The sequence below is a fragment of the Thermotoga sp. RQ7 genome (genome assembly GCF_000832145.1).
Taxonomy (GTDB): domain Bacteria; phylum Thermotogota; class Thermotogae; order Thermotogales; family Thermotogaceae; genus Thermotoga; species Thermotoga neapolitana.
On the sequence record NZ_CP007633.1, the window covers coordinates 1,662,042 to 1,683,279 of the forward strand.

Consider the following 21,238-nt stretch of genomic DNA (forward strand, 5'->3'; position numbering starts at 1 on the left):
TTCACCTTCCTTTCTCAACTAAATAAAGCGAAGCCCCATATCGGGGCCCCGCCTGACTGGTCTTTTGAGTAGAACTATTGAATATCGGATGGATTTATAATGGCTTCGAAGTCGAAGGTTCCGTTCTTTACCACGTTCACGACCACGGATTTGATGGCATTCCCGTTCTCATCGATGTTGATGATACCCGTTGCTCCCTCGAAGTTTCTTGTCTTTCTGATCTCTTCGGCGATCTTTTCCGTGTCGAAGCTTCCTGCCCTTTCTATCGCATCGAGAAGGACCATGTACGCATCGTATCCGAGTGCGTTGAGTGCGGCCGGATCTTTTCCGTACTTTTCTCTGTAGGTTTCAACGAACTTCTGGGCAACGGGGTTGCTCGCTGCCTTTGGATGGTAATGGGTGGTGAAGAGAAGCCCTTCCACCGCTTCTCCACCGATTTCGATGAGCTCTGGTGCATCAGCCCCGTCACCGGCGAGGATGTAACCGGTGAAACCAAGTTGTCTTGCCTGTCTTGAGATGAGGGCGATCTCCGGATAGTACCCTGTTATGTAGATCGCATCAGGATTGAACGCCATTGCAACGGAAAGCTGTGCGGAGAAGTCCTGGTCTCCGCTCTTGAAGTACACCCTTTTTACCTGTCCGCCGAGTTCGGTGAACTTGTTTATGAAGAAGTTCGTAAGACCCACGCTGTAGTCCTGTTCAACGTCTGTGAACACGACCACCCTTTTAACACCGAGGTTTTTGTAGGCAAAGACCGCCATTGCCGCTCCCTGGAACGGATCGATGAAGCACACCCTGGAGACGAACTTTCTTCCCTGTGTCACGAGTGGATTCGTGGAAGCAGGCGATATCATCGGAACCTTGTTCTCTTCTACAAGTGGTGCAATGGCAAGAGAGTGTGCACTTGCAACTTCACCGATTATGGCAAGAACTTTTTCTTTGTCTATGGCCCTTGCCGCTGCGTTGGCTGCCTCCGTCTTTTCACTTCTTGTGTCAAGAAGAACGAGTTCCACTTCTTCCCCGAGAACGGTGGGTTTCTCTTCGTGGGCAATCTGGATTCCTTCCCACACCATCCTTCCGAACGCGGAGATCCCACCCGTCATCGGAAGAATCACGCCGATCTTGACCGCAGAAAAGAGACTCACAACCATCAGAGCAAGAAGAACAGTCAAAACGGCTTTCCTCATGATCTTTCCCTCCCCTTTTGAGAATGATTTTTATAAGTATTTTACAGGCTCTCCAGAGAGCCGTCAAGAAATCTTTTTGAATCTTAATTCAAACTTTTCTGTGGGTTAATTTTCTCGTCTTCGATTTTCCTGGGCAATTTTCGATGAATTCTGTTCGTTTTTCTGTTTTGAAGATTTATGCTTCTTTTTGCATATTTTTCTCATGGTTGCTTGTATGATAGCGTTTCAGTTCCTTTTCCGATTCCAGGAAGAGTTTTTTCAATTCGGAAAAGGGAGTTTTTTCTCTCATGCGTGAGTATCTTATTTTTGCAAACTTCTCTGTGAGTTCTCTGAAGTGGTGATACCTTTTTCCTTCTATCAGTTCATATGGGGTGAGGTGGTCCTTTCCAGGGAAAAACCTTTCTCTTAAATACAGATAAGCCTCTTCTACACTGTGGATTTCTTTCCGCTCGGTCTGCTTTTCATCCTCTGGGGATTTTTCCAACTTTTCTTCCACCATCTCTTCTGTTTCCAGTTCACTGTCTGTTGATCTTGTCGTTTTCAGAAAGATCTTGAGTGCGTTATAAAGGATCAGTATTGCCATGACGAAAGTGGCAATGGTCAGAACCCATCTCACACCGTTCCACGAGGGATTTCTTTCGATCTCTACGATGGTTACAGAGGCAGACGGAGAGGAGGAGAGCATCTGACCGATCGGGGTGAGTTCCGGAACACCGATTTCGAGGTTCACGTTCTGGACCACAAGATTCACAAACAGAAAGAAAGCGTACAGAGCTACCACGAGAACGGCAAGAAAAACAAGCACATAGTGGGTAATCTTCATGTTGATACGGACTTTTTTCAGAAAGGCCAGAAAAAGAAAGATCGCACTCGCCGCGACAACCCAGAAGATGATCCCCCACAGTATTCCCATGAGTGGGTTTTCTCCCTGAAAGAACTTTTCCATCATCACAACCACGTTTCTTGTCGACTGCTGTGAAGATTCTGCAATTTCATCTACTTGTTTTCCTCCAAACGAGAGTGAAGGAAGATCGAAGGGTGGAGCAAGCATCAGAAGGGGAGAGGCCAGAGCGTACAGGTATCTTCTCTCGTAGAGAAAGTAAAGGGATATCGCTCCAGAAACAAGCGCTGGAGAGAGCGAATTCTTCCCGAAAAATACCATCATTGTAAAGAAAACAAGAAGAGACGGAACCTTCGATCTTTCGTTTTCAAAGTCAGAGAAGATCAGAAAAAGACTGGTGACAAGGGAAGAAATCATGAAATCTTTGTTCTTCAGAACGAGCCAGAAAAGAAACCCGAAGGCCGGAAGGATTATCAGATAGGTTCTGGAAAATCTTTTAAGGGCGATCACCACGGTCACACCGGAGAGTGCCCCCAGAACGAACAGGTCGAAGTGTTTCATACCGGACAGAAAGAGCACGCTTGCGAACAGCACATCAGGGAACACTGTCCAGAGCCTCCTGGAAAGTCATGTTCTCCTTTATCCCTCTCACTATCACGTGGTTTTCCTCCAGTAACTTTGCTTTCTCCAGAAGATCCTGTAGATCTCTTCGCATGAGAAGGTAACTTCTAAAAGGCTTCGTGTTCGGATCTCGCAAACCGTAGGGGATGACAAAAACGATCAGTTTTGAAACTTTTGATCTCACCCTGAGAAGAAGTGGAAGTTCCTGCATGGTCAGATGCACACAAAAGAGCAACACCGTGTCCGATGGATCGAACCTGTGGACTTCCAGAATGTCCCTCGTGTCGAGAGAAGGTGTGTCCGTTCCTTTCACGGTGGCAAGCAGTTCAAAATCTGAAACCCAGTCTTTCTCGTTGTTTTTCCACACCCTCTCACCGATCACCACCAGTTCCACGGGCGTGTGGCTTTCTTTCAACTCTTTCACAACGCTTGCAACGAGTTTCACCGCTTCTTCCTCGTAGTGCTTTCTGAGTTCTTTCCAGACCTCTCCAAGTTCTGCATTTTTGGAAAGGTTCAGATCCAGAAAGATCTTCACTTTTCCAAGAGCGGTGTGATCGTGCTCTTTCACAAGGAGTTTTCCGTACCTTGCGGAGGCCTTCCAGTGTATCCTGTTCATCGGCTCGCCGTTGTAATCTCTGAGGCCCTTCAACATCGTGTTGTCTTCCAGAAGTTTCAGTGGGCTCTTTCTGCCAGGAAGCAGTTCTTTCAGGGATTCTTTGTAAAAGGTGATGGGCAGGTATTCTGGAAAGACTATCACTTCGTCCTCCACCTCGAAGACCTTTTGAACGGAGAACATTGCGAACGTGTCCTCGAAGGTGATGGAAAAGTCTTTCAGGATCTTCTTTCCGCGCGTGCCGTAGGAGAAGATGAACGTCAGTTCTTTCGATGAAAGAGGATCCAGGATTATCCTTTCAGAATCCTTTTTGAAGAACCTGACGGGGGAGAGACTGGGCTGGAGTTTGAGGAAAAGCTTCATGTTTCCTGTGTTAATGATCTTGAAGACCATCCTGGCTTTTTCATCCACGAAAAGTCTCGTCTTTGTGATGTACCTTTCCACCTTCAACTTTGGAATGTTTCTGAGCACAAGAAAAAGATCGATCCACCTTGTGACGGCAAAGAAAACAAGAAACAGCAGAAGGTTGTTCTGTGTGAGTATCCAGGCCATCACAGAAAAGATTGTGAGGATCACAAGACCTTTTTTTCTTACCCTCATTCAACCACCTTCACATGATCGAGTATTTCTTTCACTATGTCCTCCTTCTTTTCCCTCTTGAGTCTGGATTCGGCAGACTGGATCACCCTGTGCGGAATCACGTACAGGGCTGCTTTCTTCACATCGTCTGGAAGGACAAAATCTCTTCCTTCCATGAACGCAAGGGCCATGGAAAAGTGCATGAGGGCAACGCTTCCCCTTGGACTCATACCCAGAAGAAGGCTTGGGTGGTTTCTCGTTGCGTTCGCTATATCAACGATGTATCGTTTCACGTCATCGCTGACAAAGACATTTCTCACCGCTTTCTGAAGATCAGTGAGTTCTTCAGCGTTCAGAACCGGTCCCAGGTGTTCTACGGGATGGTCCTTTTCCTGAGAGGTGAGCATCTCCATCTCTGCTTTCTCATCTGGATATCCCATCTTCACACAGGTCATGAACCTGTCCAGTTGAGCCTCGGGAAGTGGAAAGGTTCCCTCGTACTCGATGGGATTCTGTGTGGCGATGACGAAGAACCTGTCGGAGAGTCTGTGGGTGATTCCATCCACGGTTACCTGTCCCTCTGCCATCGCTTCGAGAAGGGCAGACTGGGTTCTCGGAGTTGCCCTGTTTATCTCGTCTGCCAGAAGAACATCGGTGAATATGGGTCCTTTTTTGAAAACGAAGTCCTCTTTTTTCCTGTCGTATATGTACAGCCCGGTGAGATCCGTTGGTAAAAGGTCCGGTGTGAACTGAACCCGCTTGAAATCAACCCCCAGCGATATCGCAAGGGATCTTGCGAGCATGGTCTTTCCAACACCCGGCACGTCTTCCATGAGAACATGGCCCTTCGCAAGAAGTGTTGCGACAACCGCTTTTATCGCTTCCCTCTTTCCCTTTATAACTTTTTCGACGTTCAAAATCACTTTTTCGATCTTTTCTCTCACAGAACCACCACCCGATCGGTCGTTTTATAAAGTATATCAAATAACACATCGAAGAAACGCTCCGTTTGGTGTATAATTCACCAGAAAGGATAGGCAGCAGGGGGTGGCCGTGTGAATCTGGAAAACAAGGTTTCAAAGATCGGAAAAAACATGAAATCTTCGATCATAAGGGAGATCCTGAAGTTCGCTGCTGACAAAGACGCCATTTCCTTCGGTGGAGGAGTGCCGGACCCGGAAACCTTCCCGAGGAGGGAACTTGCCGAGATCGCAAAAGAGATCATAGAAAAAGAGTACCACTACACACTCCAGTACTCGACAACAGAAGGGGACCCTCTTTTGAAGAGACAGATTCTGAAACTTCTGGAGCGAATGTACGGTATCACCGGCCTCGACGAAGACAACCTGGTGTTCACCGTGGGATCCCAACAGGCACTGGACCTCATAGGAAAGATATTCCTCGATGACGAGAGTTACTGCGTTCTGGATGATCCGGCCTACCTTGGAGCCATAAACGCTTTCAAACAGTACCTTGCGAACTTCATCGTGGTTCCACTCGAAGACAATGGAATGGATCTGAACATCCTGGAGAGAAAACTCTCAGACATGGATAAAAAGGGAAAAATAAAACAGGTGAAGTTCATATACGTTGTGTCCAACTTCCACAACCCCGCAGGTGTCACTACCTCTCTGGAAAAGAGAAAAGCGCTCGTTGAAATTGCAGAAAAATACGATCTTTTCATCGTGGAAGACGATCCTTACGGTGCCCTGAGGTACGAGGGTGAAACGATAGATCCTGTGTTCAAGATAGGAGGACCTGAGAGGGTGGTGCTCCTCAACACCTTCAGCAAGGTTCTCGCACCGGGTCTCAGGATAGGAATGGTGGCAGGAAGCAAGGAGTTCATCAGGAAGATCGTTCAGGCAAAACAATCGGCGGATCTATGCAGTCCCGCGATCACACATCGCCTCGCTGCACGTTACCTGGAAAGGTACGATCTTCTCGAACAGTTGAAACCCACCGTTGAACTCTACAGAAAGAAGAGAAAGGTGATGCTCGATGCACTCGAAGAGTACTTTTCCGACATACCCGGTGCGAAGTGGGTGAAATCTGAAGGGGGACTCTTCATCTGGATCACACTTCCGGAGGGTTTCGACACATGGGAGATGTTCGAGTACGCGAAGAAGAAGAAAGTCTTCTACGTTCCTGGAAGAGTGTTCAAGGTTCACGACGAGCCCAGTTCCTCCATGAGACTCTCTTTCTGCCTGCCACCGGATGAGAAGATAGTGGAGGGGATCAAAAGACTCAGGGAGGTAGTGCTGGAGTACGGAAAAGAGAAGCATCTTCTGTGAGGGGATGAGAGTGTGTATCTGGAAAAGCTGGCAGAGAAAGCGCATGGAAGAGGAAAAAAACTCGCCGTTGCGGCTGCAAACGACGATCACGTGATAGAGGCCGTTTTCAGAGCGTGGAAAGAAGGTATATGCGAGCCCGTTCTGTTCGGTCCAGAGGATGAGATCATGAAGATCGTGAAAGAATACGTCCCGGAGTGGGAAAGTCCCCACATCGTTGACTGCGACATGGAAGAGTCGGGGAAACTCGCTGTGGAGTCGGTTTCGAAAGGTGAGTGCGACTTTTTGATGAAGGGAAAGATAAAAACGGGGGATCTCATGAGGATCTATCTGGACGAAAAGTACGGTCTCAGAACGGGAAAAACACTCTCCATGGTGAGCGTGATGGAAATACCTGGATTCGACAGGCCCCTGATCATCTCAGATCCCGGGATGGTGATAAACCCAACTCTGGAGCAGAAAGTGAACATGATCGAACACTGCGTCCGTGTGGCGGATGTTCTGGGAATAAAGATGCCGAAGGTTGCGATAGTGGGAGCCATAGAGATTGTGAATCCGAAGATGCCCGTTACAATAGAGGCCGCTGTTCTTTCCAAAATGAACCAGAGAGGTCAGATAAAAAACTGCATCGTCGATGGACCCTTTGCCCTGGACAACGTGGTATCTGAGGAGGCGGCAAGAAGGAAGGGAATAGAAAGCCCGGTGGCAGGAAAGGCAGATATTTTGATCCTTCCAGATATAGAAGCGGCGAACATACTCTACAAGGCACTGGTCTTTCTGGCAAAGGCAAGGGCGGCATCCACCATCCTTGGAGGAAAGGTACCGGTTGTTCTCACCTCGAGGGCAGATTCAGAAGAAACGAAGTATTATTCGATTGTCCTTTCTTCCCTGTTCGCTTAAAGGACACACCGCTTCAAAACGTCCAAAAGAACAAGATTCGACAGAAAACCGTACTTTTCGTAGTTCTTCTTGAAATCCTCTTCGGTATCTTTTCCGCAGAGATCGACGATGGTCTTTATGGCGAGAAACTTCTTTTCGTTTTCATAACAGACCTTTGCCACAGCGGCAGAATCCATGTCGACGCAGAGGGCTTTCGTTTTTTCTTTTATCTTCTCTGCCTTCTCCTTTGTCGTTACAAAAGAGTCTCCGCTCGCTATCAGCCCCGTTTTGATTTCTCTGCTTGAGTAAGCTATCACTTTGTCCTCTAGATCTTCGCTTCCCGGGATCACGATTCCTTCATCACCCAGGGCAGTTTCGAAGTCGTACTCCGTGTAGGAGTCCCCAACTATCACATCACCCACTTCGACATCTTCCAGACCACCGGCGTTTCCCGTCAGAAAAACGGCGTCTATGTTGAATCTGTCCAGAAAGGCCTGTGTGACGAGGGCTGCTTCCACCTTTCCGATGAAGCCGTAACTCACGACAACCTCGTTTCTTCCGATGATTCCGCGCTGGTAGTATCTTTTCAAAAGGCGTCCTTTCTCAAGCACCTCCATCTCTTCCAGCATGGGCTCCACTTCTATCTTGAACACTCCGAGTACCAGTATCACGTTTTCACCTCCACACAAAAAAGGGGGCGTACTGCCCCCTCATTCCCTCTGCCCAAGGTATCTGTCCAGTTGGAAGATCACGGATATCTGACCGTTTGCCTTTTCAAGAAGGTCCAGAATCTCCCTCACCTGTTCTTCCTCTTCCACCTGCTCGTCGACGAACCATTTGAGGAAACTCACGGTGGCGTGGTCTTTCTCCTTCGAGGCAAGTTCCAGTATTTCGTAGATCGACTGGGTAACGAATTCCTCGTGTTTCAGAGCAGCTTCGAACGCGTCTTTTACATCATTCCACTTCGAGGGGGGTTTTTCCACCGCTTCGAGTTCTACCCTTCCACCCCTGCTGTAGATGTATTCGTAGAATTTCATTGCATGCGTGAATTCTTCCTGTGCCTGCTTCTTCATCCAGTGTGAAAAACCCTTGAAACCCTCCGCATCGAAGTAGGTTGCCATCGAAAGGTAAAGATACGACGAGTAGATTTCTCTGTTCAGTTGATCGTTCAGTGCCTTTCTCACTTTTTCTGAGATAACCATCTTTTCACCTCCCTGTATACGATTCTATCACCTGCCACATTTTTGCCATATTTTTCTGATAGTAATTACATGTGGAGGTGGAACGATGAGAGATGGATTCACTATCACAGAGATGCTGATCACAATAGCTGTTGTCCTTGCAGCAGTTCTTTTGATTCTGGGTATTGCAACGAGAATGATGATTGTTTCCACTCAGTCTCTAACCACAATTGAACTGGCTGATGAACTCTTGAAAGCGGCTATGGAGTTGAGAAAAGAGATCATAAAGGCAGGGCCAAGGGCGGATCAAGTGTCTTTTGATCCAGACGATCCTGCAAGCATCTCCTTTCGGGTGGACGTACCTTTCGGCGGTGAAAATTTTGGTTCTCAGAGTTATCTATACACCATCGTATTCAGAAGACCCAATATCGAACTTCAAATCTATCGGATGGATTCCAACAATAAATGGATCTTCGAAAAAGAAAAGCTCCTCGTGTCGGACATTTCCACCTGCACCTTCTTTGTCAACCCCGGTACGATCTCTTTCACCATAGGAAAGAAAAAGAACAACATCGAGAGAACTTATTTCATGAGTATTGCTCTTCCAAACCTGGAGTGAGGTGGTTTTCATGAGGAGTGGTTCTCTTCTTGTAACAACCGTTGTGATTTTGCTGATCGTTTCTGTTCTGGGAACGTCTGTGTTCCTCGCGTTCAAACAGTACGCTGAAAACGTACAGATGACGTCTCATAGGCTCGAAGCCACTTACAGGGCCTCCAATATTTTGAATCTGGGAATTGCCTGTTTGAAAAAATACTTCGGATTTTTAGGCATAAGCATTAGCAACTGGTCTACAGGGAATGTAACGTGGTTTGAGGACTTCAAAAAAAGGGCTTTTGCCCAGTCGGATGGTGAGGCGTGGAGAGAAACGTTTTCGTTACTTGATACAGAAAAACACTTCGATCTTTCTTCAGATAGCGATTTTTCCATGGAAGCATCGAAACTCGGTTTTTCCAATTTCGATGCTGTTGTCTTTCCTTTCAAGGATAATCCCTTCTACGCTTTGCTCGTTGTGAGAGTGCAGTTGGGAAAGGCTGTGGTTTACAAATACGCTGTTCTCTCTTCGGACTTTTTGAACAAGTACGCGTATTTCACAGAAAAGGAAACAAAGCCAGGTGGTAAAAAGATATACTTCATCACTCAGGATACCATAGATGGTCCTTTCAGATCGAACGACGTGATACATGTGGAAGGAGAGCCGTTGTTCAAGGCGAGTGTGGAGTTTAAAGGCATCGAAGTGGAAGCGGGAAATGGTCCAAGATACGAAAATCCTCCTCCAAAATACCTGACAGAAGAGGACATAGAGAAGTACAACATGAGTAAGATAAAAGACTATTACGCAAGAGAGATCGAAAAAATCGTAAAACCCGCCAGCGAAGCGGTCAACTCGGTTGAGCCGGTGGGAATAGAGCTTCCTGCAGCCAAGATAGTTGATTATGATTACGATGAAAAAGATGGATGGTGGCGGTGGAAGCGACGCTGGTGGAAGTTTTATAAAAAACAGTTAGAACCGATTTATATAATCGAATTCAACACACCAAGAGGTAACAGTGAAAACGACTATTTGATAAAAGTGAAGTACAAAGAAATATACAGAGAGTATGTGAGTAACGATATGAACGACTGGTTTTTCGTTGGAGAAAGTGAAGGAAAGGAAATACCTCTTTTCCACCTCAAGCGGGAGCCAAACAGCGATCTGTATCACCTCGTCATTCAGGGGAACGAGGCAAAGAAACTTCTTGGTCTTGACAGAAACGAGTACGATATCTATTTCAACGGTGTGATCAAAACAGACAGCGATGTTTACCTGAGGAACATGAGTGAAGGAAGAGGAAAGCCCATGTTCGTTGACGGGAAATACACCATTGTTGCTAAAAACATCTACATAGAAGATCCCATCATTTACAACGATTACAGAGAGGTTCTGGAAACGATAGCTGATCTGGAGGGAATAAAAGGAAACTCTGATCAAAAAATCGCAGAAGTTGAGATAAGACCTCTCGGTGAAAACGGTGATGTCAAAACGGAAGAATACGCAGAGATGATCAAAAATCACGAATCCGACGACTTCCTCAACCTGGTTTCATTCAACGACGTGGTGGTGAAAGAAAAAAGGAAAAATATGAAGATCTTTGCCAGTATATACGCCTTCGATGGGAGTTTCTACGTGGAAGGTTATGACCGTGGAGAACCCAAAGGTGAACTCACCATCTTTGGCTCTCTCATGCAGTATGTCAGAGGACCGGTGGGAACCTTCTGGTGGTCATGGAGTGGAAAACCTGTTGTTGCAACAGGCTACCGAAAGAACTACATATACGACTGGAGAATATTGAAAGGTATCTCAGTGTTTGGAACACCCACTATAGAAGAAGAGTCAATGATTCTCAGTATAAGAGAGGTGTATTAACGTGAAAAAAGGAAGCCTAATGATAGAAACCCTGATCAGTCTGATTTTGATCCTTCTGGTCATAGCGATCTTCATGACCATGATTTTGGTGGTGATAAAAAATACAGCAAACACAGAAAGGTCTACAAAGGCGTTTCTCCTGGTGAACTTTGCGTACGATTATCTTTCCAAATTCAGGGTGGGGCATAAAATCCTCGAGAGTGAATACAATGTGGTTGAAAACATGAACAAGGGTTTCTGGAACGATAGATGGAGTGACGGAAATCCCCCATTTCCCTACATTGAAAACCTTCAGGAGGAGAACATTGCACTTCCAACATCGAACGGAACGATAACTTATAAGAAAATCACTCTAACAATAAGAACCGATGAGCAAGACACAATAACACGTGTGGTGATAATAGGTGACTAAAGACTCGCAACCGATGGTCGATATTAAAGAGTGAGAAAAGAAGTTCTGGAGGGATCCACAATGAGAATAGACCCCACGGACGGGAAAGGAAATACTTTGCTTCATGGAGAAATAACAAAAAAGGAACTCCACGTGAATGAGCAGTCACCTTCCGTTTCCGAGATGAAAAGACAACAGGAAGAAGATGTCCAGAAAGCCATAGAAGAATTCTCAAAAAAACTGGAAAAACTGAAAAAAATCTTCAGAGGAGAAGCAGAATTCAAATACGACGACGAACTAAACATGGTTATTGTGAAGATAAAGGACACAGAAACGGGTGAACTCATCAGGCAGATTCCTCCAGAGGTGATCGTGAAACTGGCAAAGAGTATAAACGAGTTACTCGGTATCCTGATGGACGAAAGGGTGTGATACGATGGACCTGAGTAAAATAGCCAGCACCATAAACATGAGATACTATTCTCAACTTGGAGGATTCCAGGTGGGGGGAGCTGTCAGTGGACTTGATACACAGTCGATCATAGATGCCATTCTCGAGGCAGAAAGCCAGCCGCTTCAGGATCTGACAGAAAAATACGAAAAGTACGAACTCATGCAGAAAGCCTACGAAGAGGTAAAAACAAAACTGAGAGAATTCAGAGATCTGGTCTATAGTTTCAAACTCCAGAGCACGATTGTTCAGAAGACAGCCCTCTCATCGAATGAAACGTTTCTCTCTGCTGAGGCTTCCTCTGTGGCCATCACAGGTGTGTATCACGTGAGGATCGTTCAGACCGCAACGTACACCACCCTGGTAGGAATGAATGAAGTGGTACCACCACCCGATTCCACAAAGACATTTGGAGAACTCGACTACATGTACTTTCCCCAGGAAGGGACGGTGAGACTCTACAACAACGAATCTGGAAACTACCAGGACGTTCAGATTCTGTCCAGTGACACCATAGACGATATCGTGAACAAACTGAACAGCGCTCTTTCGAGCCTTGGAATCACAGGAACGGTGAGTTACGATACCGCCACGGGAAAGATCAGTATCACATCGGACAAGAACTTTGCTCTGGTAGATATCTCCGGAAACTTCACGAAGGTGTTTCATCTCGATGAGGCCAGTTTGAGCTTCGATGGAACCAGTTACTCCCTCACCAGCACGGCTTCTGTGAGTAGTCTTTCCACCGCAAAGACCCTGGTACAGATCGCCACGTACACGTCCAGAACCATCGTCAGCGGAAAGGTGAAAATAAACGGTGTGGAGATAGATGTTGACCAGAACGACACACTGTCTTCGCTGATCGAAAAGATAAACGACAGCCAGGCAGGAGTTACCGCCAGTTACGACTATCACACGAACAAACTCGTGATCGTGTCGAAAAACTCTGGCCCAGGCTCCATCACCCTGGAAGACACCGATGGAACGGGGCTCTTTTCCCTCCTTGGAATAGAAAGCCACAGTTTATACGTTGGACAGAAAGCGCACCTTCAGATAAGCACGGACGGCACAAACTGGACGGACGTTTATTCGGACACCAACGATGTGGAGTACAACGGCGTGACCTTTCACGTTTCTGGGGTGACATCCGAGACGATCACCGTTGATGTGAAAACCGACACCGATGCCATAGTTGAAAAGATCAAGGAGTTTGTGGATAAATGGAACGAAATAATGGATTATCTGAACGAAAAACTCACAGAGGAACCGGTAACCGACAAGTCCGAAGAGGAGATGACCGAGGAAGAGAAGATGAAAGGCGTTTTGAAAGGAGACGATTTCCTGGAAGGGGTTTTCACTCGTTTGCGCGGCTTCATCACTTACAGGGTTGAGGGAGAAATAAACTACCTCTGGGAACTCGGCATCACCACGGGAGACATAGGTACAGGTTACGAGAACATGATGAAGGGCCACCTCGAGCTGGACGAAGAAAAATTGAGGCAGATCATAGAGGATGATCCAAACAAGGTGTGGGAATTTTTCGGCAGCGAAAACGGTTTTGCCACAAAACTCGACGACTATCTCTGGAACCTTGTGAAGTTCAACGGCGAAATAGACCAGGTGGCAGGAATCAGTGGGAGAATAGAAAGAGAACAGCGTTTCCTCGCAATGCAAATAGCAAGCTGGATTGAAAGACTTTCAAAAAGAGAACAGGAACTCTGGAGAAAGTTCTCCGCTATGGAGGAAGTGATCTCGCAACTTCAGACCCAGGGAAGCTGGATTTCCCAGGCCTTTCAGAGTAACAACAAGTGATTTCATCCACAGATACCAACAAAACAACGGAAGACAGCCGCTTGCGGCTGTCTTTTTTTGGTTCGTTGTTTTTTCTATCTTTTCATTTTATTTTCAGCCAATTTTCATAAAAATTAGTGGTATAATACTAAAAAGATTCAAATTGTTTTAAAATTCGTAGACTATGGGAGATGGGGATTATGAGTATTTTTGTGAAAACCTTTGGTGGAACGAAAATTATCAGAAAAGACGACGTTATAAGCAACAGAGACTGGCCTTCGCAGAAAGCATTCTCACTGTTTAGATATCTGATCTTCAGAAGAAACGAGGAGGTACCTGTTGAGGAGGTCTACGACCTGTTCTGGGAGGGAATGGAAGAAAGGTTCGCAAAGACCAACCTGAACACCACGCTCCATCTGATCAGAAAAACTGTTGGTATAACGAGTGAACATCTCTTCGTCAGGGGAAACATATGCTGTTTTGCTCCTGGCGACGATATCGTTGTGGACGCAGATATCTTCGAAGAATGCCACAGAAAATTGATGGGAGAAACGTCGGTTGATGAACGAGAAAAACTCCTGAAAAAGATGTTTGAGATCTACGCGGGACCTTTTCTGATTGAAGACGCCCTTGCAGAATGGGTTCAGGAAATCAGAGATACGTACGAATCATGGTATTCAGATGTTCTGAAGGAACTTTTCGAACTGTACCTGTCGAAAAAAGACTACGAATCTGCCCTCGAGATGGTGATATCCTACGTTCAGAGAGAACCTTACGACGAGGGAATGTACTACAGGGCAGTGGAAATTCTCCTGAAGAAAGGAGACATCACAAGGGCAAAACACATGTATGACAAACTATCGAAGCATCTTGAAGAGATAGGTATCAGACCTCGTTTGAAGTTCAGCGATCTTCTTTCAACCGGGGACACAAACTTTCTGATGAACGGAAACAAAGCGGTCGTTGTCGATGAAAAGTTGTTTGAGAAGATCCTTTTCCTTGAGTCCAGGAAAAGGAAAAAAACGTTTGTTCTTCTTGAAGTGATGTTCAAACGAAAAGATGTAAATTCTGAGACGGTCGCTCAAAAAATAGCGCCGCTGTTCCGGAGGGGAGATGTGATCACCTTCTCGAACAAATCGATTCGTATTCTCGTTCACTGCCCGGAACGGCGGCGCCCAACTGTAGAAAGTCGTGTAAAGAATGTATTGGGAGAAATGGGGATAGAGAAGGATCACTACACCGTTCTTTAAAACAAAAACTTTACCCCGATGAACACCCCGTACTTTGAAAAGTCGTAAACTACCCCCAGTACGACCATCATGTGCTCGTTGATGCTGTACCCAGCACTGAGAATCAAATCCTGTGACGTTTCCTTGAGTGTCCAGTGACTCCTGAAAGATAGGCTCACAGAAAATCTGCCGAGTCTCAGATCCCCCCTACCCCACCAGAGAATTCCAGAGAACTTTGCGAGATCGAAGAGAGCGTACACTCCCGCCGACAGGGTCAGTGGTTCTACTTCCGAGTAATCGGAAAAGCCCACGCCCCACCACCTGTAGCGCCAGAAGATGGTTCCGAACCTTAACTGCTCTCCGAAGATTCTCGTCTCCAGAATAACTCCCTCCGAAGCGGACACGTCAATGTGAACGATACTTCTGATCCAGAGACTGACTCTGATGTCTGGGACTGAAGAGAGGAAAATGAAGTTCTCTTCCTTCTCTTCTTTTTCTGGCAGAAATTCTTCCAGGCCAGAGACATCTCCTGCCACGAACACCTTCTCCTTCGGTGGTTCCTCAACAACGATGGCCCTGGCAAAGACGATCATTTTTTGCTCTTTACCATCGGTTTTGAATCTGCAGTAGAAAATCGGCTGGAACTTTTCCTGGGAAAGCCACAGGGTTGTTTGAAGTTGGGAACCGTCCAGCCTCACTCCTACGTCCGAGAGAACGTTTCCCTTCTCGTCCATCTGTTTCGGTGTCAGAGAAAATGAAATCTCCTGTGTGGTGGTGGTGAGACCCTGTGTTGTGAGGATCTCTTCCCTTCCCATCTTCATCGTTGCGCTCTTTCCGAAGGTAGTGATGATCCACGGTCTGGAAAGGATTCTGTAGGAATCGTAGATCACCGGAAGTTCCACTTTTATGGAGAGAGGAAAGAGCTTCAGTTCGATCGTGCTGTCAGAGTAGGAAACTTTTTTTTCACCAGAATCATCGATGGTGACGAGAAGTTCCTTCAACAGAACGTCCTGATTCTCTGCCTCCTTCACTTCTGCGGTGATGAACTGATAAACGACCATAGAATTTGCCATCAGCGTGGTGATAGAGAATATCAAAAAGATCAACAGCCACTTCATGGTCATTCACTTCCCTGGATTTCTGCCTTGATGAATATGTAAAGTTCTTTTTCTGCTTCTTTCTTTGTGGTTCCCCCAAAGAGATACCTTATGAGGGGTATCTTGTTCAGTATGGGTATGCCAGAACTGGTCTGGGAGTCATCTTCTACAGTGGCTCCGGAGATCACAACGGTCTGACCGTTCCTCAAAAAGAGTGTTGTAGAAAGCTCGTTCTGTTTCACAGCAAAGGTTCCAAGTTTTTCTCCCGCAAAGTGACTGACTCTGGGAGAGAGGGTGAGTTCCAGTTCTTCTTCATCCATCACGCGAGGCTGAATATCGATACTCACTCCAACGTCTATGGACTCGATCCTGCTCACCGCTCCTTCGGCCTGAAGAAGAACCACCTGCCTTTCTCCCAGAAACAAAGAGGCCTTTTCTCCACTTTTCACGATGATCCATGGATCGGCCGTGATTTTCGCCTTCTGTTCTTCTTCGAGAAGCTTCAGCTGAGCTAAGATCTGTCCAAAGGCATCTGTCTGGAGGTTCAACACCCCTGTCACCAGACCAAGGGTAGCCGACCAATTCTCGTTGAACTCCTGTCCGGAGCCAAAGGAGTAATCCAGACTGTTCAATCCCAGTTCATTCGAATAATCCTTTGAAACTTCTGTGACGATCACGCTGACCTTCACCTGAGGTATCGGGATGTCTATCTTTTCAAGATCTTTTTCGAACTCCTGGATGATCTCCTCAGGCGCGGTGATGGTTATCATGTTGTTCTTTTCGTTGAATTTCACGTAATTTCTGTACAGTGGTGGTAGCAACTCTTCCGCGTCGACAGTTGTTATGTACTTCAACTTGTATGTTTTTGTCTCCACCAGGTATCTGAAAGCGGGGTTCGCTGGATCGGGCGAACCCACAAAGTAAAATCCGTCCATTTTCCTGTAGACGTAACCTCCTGGCATGAGTATCATCTTCAGTGCCTGTTCCAGAGGAACTTCGTTCAGTTCCATCGTGATGAAACCTGTTACGGTGGTATCGGCTATGATCGGAACACCGGTCTGTGCGGAGATGTCTGCCAGGGCATCCAGAATGTAGGTGTCCTGGAATATGTTGCTCACAAGAGGTTCTTCCTGTGAGAAAATCAAAATCGTTATCAGTGTGAGAGAGATGAAAAACAGTCTTCTCATTCCCCATTCCTCCCTTCTATGTGAAAGGACTTTTTCAGAACAATCGGACTTCTTCCGTAGTCACACCTTGCAAGTAGTTCGTATTCACCTTCTTCCAGAACAACAGGTATGAAGATGCTGAAGATTCTCTTTGTTCCAGGCAAAACAGGGGCAGCGGAGCTGATTTCCTCTTGGATGAGAGACTCCACTTTCTCCGGTATTATGAGCCCTTCATTCGTTACCTGCTGAGGTGTGATCCTGTTCAAACCAAACGTCACCTTGGGTACGAGGTGATAATTTCCTGTGTTCTCAAAAACGATATCCGCGTAGATTCCATCTTCCTTTATCTCATATACGATATCTGCACTAGCCTTTCTAGTGATATCTTCGTCTCTTCCTGAGAACACGAGAAGGTTCACACCCGTTTCCGTCTGAAGAGAACCACCAGCTCTGAAGAGCACATCGGCGTAGTATCCTCCCGTGAAATCCTTCGGAATTCTCACTGCGATACGCACGTTCCTTGATTGTCCGGGCCTTAAAGTGAAAGAGGAAGGGGTGAGTTTTATCCAGTCAGGTGGTGTGCCTCTTTCTTCTTCTGGAAGGAGATCACCGTAGAGGTCGTAAGCCAGCGGCAGGATCTTTCCCTTCACCTGAAGTGTCTCTTCTCCGAGATTCGATACCTTCACTATCTCAGACCTGTAGGATCCTGGAACTGCCTTTATTTCGACGTTTGCAGGGTCCACTGTGATCATCACGGGACTCGTCTCTTTTTTTTCTTCTCCTGTTTCCACCTTTTCGGTTGTGATCGTGAACGGAGTCTCTGCCACGATGGGTCTTCTTCCACCGTAATCGACAACGGCCCTTGCGATGTACTCTCCCGGTGGAAAGAATCTTCTTGTGATCGTTCTCATGTTGACGGTGCTTTCTGGAAGGATCACTCCTCTTCCACCACCGAGAGGCATTTTTGCTATCGTTCTTCCTTCTTTTGTCTTTATCGTGAGAGTTCCCTTTGTGACTATGTGAACGTTACTCCTGTTCAACACGCCGAGTGTGAAGACAAGAGCCCCGTTTCCAATCTGCATCCTTATTGAAGGAATGTCATCTGATCTTTCCACTTTGAAATAGGCTGGAAACGCCTCCACCCTCTGTCTTGTTCCAGAGAGAACAACTTCCAAAAAGCTCGCCATCCTGTACCTGAACTCGACTTCACCGTAGGCTCCCTCTTCAGCGGGTCTCTGGGTCTCCGGTGTTTGAGGTCCCTGAATCTCGAATGTGATCGCCCCGTACAGTCCTCCAGAGACACCCCTTGGTACGTTCACCGTCACGATGACCGTCTTTGTTTCTTTCGGCTGTACGGTGATGGTGTCTGGTTCAACCCGAACCCATCTTGCGATCGAATACTTCGTGCTTCCCGGCTCTCTCAGATCGTACGCTCCATCCTCAGTTTCCGTTATGTCCATCACCATCGCTTTCAGTGTGATGGATTCGAACTCACTGTCGTTCTCCAGAAAGATCTCGTAACTGAAACTGGTTCCCGGACTCACGGTTTTGCTCACCACGATGGGATCCATTCGAACAGATATTCCCTGAGCGAAAAAAACCGCACTAACAAAAACAACTATCATCAAAACTATCCTTCTCATCCCCATCACTCTCCCAAACAAAATAAAAGGCGAGGGGAGGACCCTCGCCTTCTCTTTCTGAAGAGACTTATCTTTCGCTGTTCACGTAGTTTTCCAGATCTTCCACGTAGTTTCCTTCCTCGTCGATCCACGGTTTTTGGTTCTTAAGTGTGAGTGTGATCGTGCCTGTGTCTCTGTAGGTAGATGCACTGTTACATCTCACAACGTGTATTCTGTTCCAGAGTTTGTAGGTTGCACCGTTGTGGAGAATCTCGCTGTCGGGTACCAGCAGGGTCACGTTTTCGAGATCCGGAGCGGGTGTCCATATATCTTCTGATATAGGAAGCTGAGGACCGAACGCGTATTCTACCTCGATCGTGTCGTTAACACTCGTTCCCGTTGCGTACTTCAGGTGATCAAATCCACTGAAGGTGATCTCAAGATCGCTGTTGCTATGAAGTTCTGCTGTTATACAGTTGGCGACGTAGGTTCCGGGTTTTCTCACAAACCAGGTCCACTTCGTTCCCGTAAGGTGCCATTTCACCCACTGGGCGACCTGAACTTCCAGAGTCATGGGAATTTCCCACTGGTGTCTGTTACAGTTTCCGCTCATTCCTTCACTGATTAACGCTCTTGCGTTATTTGGATCACTATCTCCGTAAGCGTAAACCGGTATTTCTTGCTGGGCGAAAAACAGAGAACCCACTATCAAAGCCAACATTATCAACAGAAGTCTTCTCATACCAATCCCCTCCTCAATTGTTCGTGATGTAACACTTTTCGACTCATCTTTCGTCGGTCACGTAATTTGTCAGATCCTGTACGTAGTTTCCTTCTTCGTCGATCCAAGGTTTCTGGTTTTGAAGCGTGAGCAAGATGTATCCGGTGTCTCTGTAGGTGGATGCACTGTTACAATTCACTACCTTGATTCTGTTCCATAGATAGAAGGTCATCCCATCGTGGAGTTCCTGGCTGTCCACCAACGTATAGGAAAGATCGTTTACATCGGGTGCTCTCACCCAGCTGTTCTGATCTGGCATACCTTCTGTTGTCATCACTGTGTAATACGCTTCGATCTCTGGATTGACACTGCTTGTTCCTGTGTAGGTTGGGTCATCAAAACCACTGAATGTTACCAGAACATCTCCGTTGCTTGCGACAGTTCCCACTATGGAGTTCGCGTAGTAGTCTCCAGGTTTTCTCACAAACCAGGTCCACTTCGTTGCGTTCAGACTCCACTCGAGCCACTGGGCAACCTGTACTTCTGTTGTGAATTCAATCTGCCACTCAGGTTTGTTACAGGATCCATCGGCCGGGTACGCACTGAACGCTCTTGCCAGGTCGTTCGTTGCTGGAAGACTGATGTACTGACCATCCTCGTACTTCCAGACCTCAAGTGGTGTCTGTGCCAGGGCGAAAGAGAACAACGCTCCCATCAAAACTAACCAGAGTAACTTTCTCATACAAACCCCTCCCTCTACTCACCTTCTGGTGAGGTATCGACGTACAGTTTAGAGTTGTTGATGGTGAAGGTTATCACACCCTCGCTGATGTAGGTATCCGCTGTGGAATCTCTTGAAACGGTTATTTTCTGCCACAGGAAGAATCTGTTTTCTACAAAGTCAAGTTCGTCGAACCATTCCGAAGGAATCTGTTCCCCCGTTCCCAGTTTCAGTTCCAGAACTTTTGAGTTGCTTGCAGGATCCGGTAGAGAGACGAAGACATGCAAATCTCTGCTTGCACTCACTTCCAGCACTTTTGAGACGTACACACCGGGCTTTTTCACAAACCAGGTGACCTTCGTTCCACTGAGATGGATCTCAACACAGTTTGATCGCCTTCCACCCCACGCAGTCTCCTCCTCGGTACCATTTCCTACCACACCGTGAAGAAGAACGTAGTATCTGGTGCTTGCTTTTCCTGATCTGCTGATACTTTTCTGGAGAAGGAAAGAGAGAGGCACTCTGTAGGTGTAGTCTTTCACAGGGGGATCGAACTCTTCCTTGAACGGAAACTGACCTGGAGACTGATTTCCTTCCGGTTCATCTGTCTGGATGTTGAGATGTGTTTCTTTCAAAAACCATCCTTCGTCCAGTTCGACCTTAACGTAGAAGAAATCAGAATCGTTCCAGATGGTGACCGTTCCCACGTCTGTGCTCTGTCCCATCCAGAAACTGAAGATCTGCTCCCCATCTCCCAGTGTGTACTCCATGTAGTAATACCATTGCGCCCTTCCCCGGAAAGACTCCGTCGCCACAACACTTCCAGCCTGCTCCGGGGTGGATGGAAAAACGAGTATGTCCTCTCGAATCTCCTTTTCCCACCTCCCGGTTTCACTGTCGTATCTGTAGGTTGTGATGGAAAAAGACAGACTGAAAAGAACAACGATGAAAACCCCCAATCCCCACTTCTTCACGGATTTCGCCCCCCTACGATTCAAACTCTACCCACTGATCTCAAATTGCGAAGAAAGGAAAGGAAAACTTCAATGAGTCTTTAATGAAAAAACAATAAAGATTGGTACACTTTGTTCGGGGGTGATGAACATGGAAGTGAAGATAGAAAAACCCACACCGGAAAAACTCAAAGAACTCGGTGTGGAAAGGTGGCCTATCTGGGAAAAGGAAGTCAGTGAGTTCGACTGGTACTACGACACGAACGAGACCTGCTACATTCTGGAAGGGAAAGTGGAGGTAACAACGGAGGACGGAAAAAAGTACGTGATCGAAAAAGGAGATCTCGTCACATTCCCTAAGGGCTTGAGGTGCAGATGGAAGGTCCTGGAGCCTGTGAGGAAACACTACAACCTGTTTTGAACTTGAAATATCCCAAAAAGT

21 protein-coding genes are annotated in these 21,238 nt (G+C 46.7%); 9 read left to right on the plus strand and 12 right to left on the minus strand.

Annotation, left to right across the window (positions count from 1 at the left end):
* Nucleotides 1-74: 74 nt before the first annotated feature.
* The 4 genes from TRQ7_RS08510 to TRQ7_RS08525 all read right to left on the minus strand — a co-directional run bounded on the left by TRQ7_RS08510 (nucleotide 75) and on the right by TRQ7_RS08525 (nucleotide 4,785).
* On the minus strand, nucleotides 75-1,187 hold the full coding sequence (locus TRQ7_RS08510; protein ID WP_041844440.1) for an ABC transporter substrate-binding protein: 1,113 nt from the start codon (nucleotides 1,185-1,187) through the stop codon (nucleotides 75-77).
* 175 nt (nucleotides 1,188-1,362) lie between these two features.
* Nucleotides 1,363-2,634: a hypothetical protein gene (locus tag TRQ7_RS08515; RefSeq protein ID WP_041844441.1), complete on the minus strand. Its 1,272-nt coding sequence runs from the start codon at nucleotides 2,632-2,634 to the stop codon at nucleotides 1,363-1,365.
* Entirely contained in the window at nucleotides 2,624-3,862 is a 1,239-nt protein-coding gene (locus TRQ7_RS08520) for a DUF58 domain-containing protein (protein WP_041844442.1), read from the minus strand. Before TRQ7_RS08520 ends, TRQ7_RS08515 begins: the two co-directional genes overlap by 11 nt.
* Complete coding sequence (locus tag TRQ7_RS08525) at nucleotides 3,859-4,785, minus strand: MoxR family ATPase (protein WP_201771670.1); 927 nt, start codon at nucleotides 4,783-4,785, stop codon at nucleotides 3,859-3,861. The genes TRQ7_RS08520 and TRQ7_RS08525 overlap by 4 nt, the downstream gene beginning before the upstream one ends.
* 111 nt (nucleotides 4,786-4,896) lie before the next feature.
* Between TRQ7_RS08525 and TRQ7_RS08530 the strand changes: the two genes are divergently transcribed.
* The gene (locus TRQ7_RS08530; RefSeq protein ID WP_041844443.1) at nucleotides 4,897-6,132 is read left to right on the plus strand and encodes a PLP-dependent aminotransferase family protein; all 1,236 of its coding nucleotides are present in this window, start codon (nucleotides 4,897-4,899) and stop codon (nucleotides 6,130-6,132) included.
* 12 nt (nucleotides 6,133-6,144) lie between these two features.
* Complete coding sequence (locus TRQ7_RS08535; protein WP_041844444.1) at nucleotides 6,145-7,029, plus strand: phosphate acetyltransferase; 885 nt, start codon at nucleotides 6,145-6,147, stop codon at nucleotides 7,027-7,029.
* Here TRQ7_RS08535 and mtnN read toward each other — a convergent pair.
* Nucleotides 7,026-7,679 carry a 5'-methylthioadenosine/S-adenosylhomocysteine nucleosidase gene (gene mtnN, locus TRQ7_RS08540; RefSeq protein ID WP_041844445.1) on the minus strand — a complete coding sequence of 218 codons (654 nt, stop codon included), beginning with the start codon at nucleotides 7,677-7,679 and terminating at the stop codon, nucleotides 7,026-7,028. The two genes, TRQ7_RS08535 and mtnN, sit on opposite strands and share 4 nt — an antisense overlap.
* A gap of 39 nt (nucleotides 7,680-7,718) precedes the next feature.
* Nucleotides 7,719-8,210: a ferritin gene (locus tag TRQ7_RS08545; protein ID WP_041844446.1), complete on the minus strand. Its 492-nt coding sequence runs from the start codon at nucleotides 8,208-8,210 to the stop codon at nucleotides 7,719-7,721.
* 85 nt (nucleotides 8,211-8,295) lie between these two features.
* Here TRQ7_RS08545 and TRQ7_RS08550 point away from each other — a divergent pair, with 85 nt between their 5' ends.
* From TRQ7_RS08550 to TRQ7_RS08575, 6 genes are all read left to right on the plus strand, one after another.
* The gene (locus TRQ7_RS08550; RefSeq protein WP_052472231.1) at nucleotides 8,296-8,808 is read left to right on the plus strand and encodes a hypothetical protein; all 513 of its coding nucleotides are present in this window, start codon (nucleotides 8,296-8,298) and stop codon (nucleotides 8,806-8,808) included.
* Between the two features lie 10 nt (nucleotides 8,809-8,818).
* Nucleotides 8,819-10,654, plus strand: coding sequence for a hypothetical protein (locus tag TRQ7_RS08555; RefSeq protein WP_041844448.1), 1,836 nt, complete (start codon nucleotides 8,819-8,821; stop codon nucleotides 10,652-10,654).
* Nucleotide 10,655: 1 nt separating this feature from the next.
* Complete coding sequence (locus TRQ7_RS08560) at nucleotides 10,656-11,066, plus strand: hypothetical protein (protein ID WP_029682891.1); 411 nt, start codon at nucleotides 10,656-10,658, stop codon at nucleotides 11,064-11,066.
* Nucleotides 11,067-11,126: 60 nt separating this feature from the next.
* Nucleotides 11,127-11,477 (plus strand): flagellar protein FlaG, encoded by a 351-nt coding sequence (locus tag TRQ7_RS08565; RefSeq protein ID WP_041844449.1) that lies wholly within the window; start codon nucleotides 11,127-11,129, stop codon nucleotides 11,475-11,477.
* 4 nt (nucleotides 11,478-11,481) lie between these two features.
* Nucleotides 11,482-13,308: a flagellar filament capping protein FliD gene (fliD, locus tag TRQ7_RS08570; RefSeq protein WP_041844450.1), complete on the plus strand. Its 1,827-nt coding sequence runs from the start codon at nucleotides 11,482-11,484 to the stop codon at nucleotides 13,306-13,308.
* 179 nt (nucleotides 13,309-13,487) lie between these two features.
* Nucleotides 13,488-14,537: a BTAD domain-containing putative transcriptional regulator gene (locus TRQ7_RS08575; protein WP_041844451.1), complete on the plus strand. Its 1,050-nt coding sequence runs from the start codon at nucleotides 13,488-13,490 to the stop codon at nucleotides 14,535-14,537.
* Here the strand turns inward: TRQ7_RS08575 and TRQ7_RS08580 are convergent.
* The 6 genes from TRQ7_RS08580 to TRQ7_RS08605 all read right to left on the minus strand — a co-directional run bounded on the left by TRQ7_RS08580 (nucleotide 14,534) and on the right by TRQ7_RS08605 (nucleotide 20,817).
* Nucleotides 14,534-15,634: a hypothetical protein gene (locus TRQ7_RS08580; RefSeq protein WP_144399133.1), complete on the minus strand. Its 1,101-nt coding sequence runs from the start codon at nucleotides 15,632-15,634 to the stop codon at nucleotides 14,534-14,536. The genes TRQ7_RS08575 and TRQ7_RS08580 overlap by 4 nt on opposite strands.
* A 2-nt stretch (nucleotides 15,635-15,636) precedes the next feature.
* Nucleotides 15,637-16,800, minus strand: a complete 1,164-nt coding sequence (locus TRQ7_RS08585) for a secretin N-terminal domain-containing protein (RefSeq protein ID WP_041844453.1) — start codon at nucleotides 16,798-16,800, stop codon at nucleotides 15,637-15,639.
* Nucleotides 16,797-18,428 (minus strand): hypothetical protein, encoded by a 1,632-nt coding sequence (locus tag TRQ7_RS08590; protein WP_041844454.1) that lies wholly within the window; start codon nucleotides 18,426-18,428, stop codon nucleotides 16,797-16,799. Before TRQ7_RS08590 ends, TRQ7_RS08585 begins: the two co-directional genes overlap by 4 nt.
* A gap of 61 nt (nucleotides 18,429-18,489) precedes the next feature.
* Nucleotides 18,490-19,143, minus strand: coding sequence for a hypothetical protein (locus TRQ7_RS08595; protein WP_041844455.1), 654 nt, complete (start codon nucleotides 19,141-19,143; stop codon nucleotides 18,490-18,492).
* 43 nt (nucleotides 19,144-19,186) lie between these two features.
* Nucleotides 19,187-19,864 carry a hypothetical protein gene (locus TRQ7_RS08600; RefSeq protein WP_041844456.1) on the minus strand — a complete coding sequence of 226 codons (678 nt, stop codon included), beginning with the start codon at nucleotides 19,862-19,864 and terminating at the stop codon, nucleotides 19,187-19,189.
* A gap of 14 nt (nucleotides 19,865-19,878) precedes the next feature.
* Nucleotides 19,879-20,817 (minus strand): hypothetical protein, encoded by a 939-nt coding sequence (locus TRQ7_RS08605; protein WP_041844457.1) that lies wholly within the window; start codon nucleotides 20,815-20,817, stop codon nucleotides 19,879-19,881.
* Nucleotides 20,818-20,947: 130 nt separating this feature from the next.
* Between TRQ7_RS08605 and TRQ7_RS08610 the strand changes: the two genes are divergently transcribed.
* A complete protein-coding gene (locus TRQ7_RS08610) occupies nucleotides 20,948-21,217 on the plus strand; it encodes a cupin domain-containing protein (RefSeq protein ID WP_038067843.1) in 270 nt (89 codons plus the stop codon).
* Nucleotides 21,218-21,238: the final 21 nt, after the last annotated feature.

Coding starts and splice junctions, on each gene's coding strand:
- TRQ7_RS08510 (WP_041844440.1), bottom strand. CDS start 1,187: ATGAGGAAAGCCGTTTTGACTGTTCTTCTTGCTCTGATGGTTGTGAGT.
- TRQ7_RS08520 (WP_041844442.1), bottom strand. CDS start 3,862: ATGAGGGTAAGAAAAAAAGGTCTTGTGATCCTCACAATCTTTTCTGTG.
- TRQ7_RS08545 (WP_041844446.1), bottom strand. CDS start 8,210: ATGGTTATCTCAGAAAAAGTGAGAAAGGCACTGAACGATCAACTGAAC.
- TRQ7_RS08550 (WP_052472231.1), top strand. CDS start 8,296: ATGAGAGATGGATTCACTATCACAGAGATGCTGATCACAATAGCTGTT.
- TRQ7_RS08555 (WP_041844448.1), top strand. CDS start 8,819: ATGAGGAGTGGTTCTCTTCTTGTAACAACCGTTGTGATTTTGCTGATC.
- TRQ7_RS08565 (WP_041844449.1), top strand. CDS start 11,127: ATGAGAATAGACCCCACGGACGGGAAAGGAAATACTTTGCTTCATGGA.
- fliD (WP_041844450.1), top strand. CDS start 11,482: ATGGACCTGAGTAAAATAGCCAGCACCATAAACATGAGATACTATTCT.
- TRQ7_RS08575 (WP_041844451.1), top strand. CDS start 13,488: ATGAGTATTTTTGTGAAAACCTTTGGTGGAACGAAAATTATCAGAAAA.
- TRQ7_RS08580 (WP_144399133.1), bottom strand. CDS start 15,634: ATGAAGTGGCTGTTGATCTTTTTGATATTCTCTATCACCACGCTGATG.
- TRQ7_RS08585 (WP_041844453.1), bottom strand. CDS start 16,800: ATGAGAAGACTGTTTTTCATCTCTCTCACACTGATAACGATTTTGATT.
- TRQ7_RS08590 (WP_041844454.1), bottom strand. CDS start 18,428: ATGGGGATGAGAAGGATAGTTTTGATGATAGTTGTTTTTGTTAGTGCG.
- TRQ7_RS08595 (WP_041844455.1), bottom strand. CDS start 19,143: ATGAGAAGACTTCTGTTGATAATGTTGGCTTTGATAGTGGGTTCTCTG.
- TRQ7_RS08600 (WP_041844456.1), bottom strand. CDS start 19,864: ATGAGAAAGTTACTCTGGTTAGTTTTGATGGGAGCGTTGTTCTCTTTC.
- TRQ7_RS08610 (WP_038067843.1), top strand. CDS start 20,948: ATGGAAGTGAAGATAGAAAAACCCACACCGGAAAAACTCAAAGAACTC.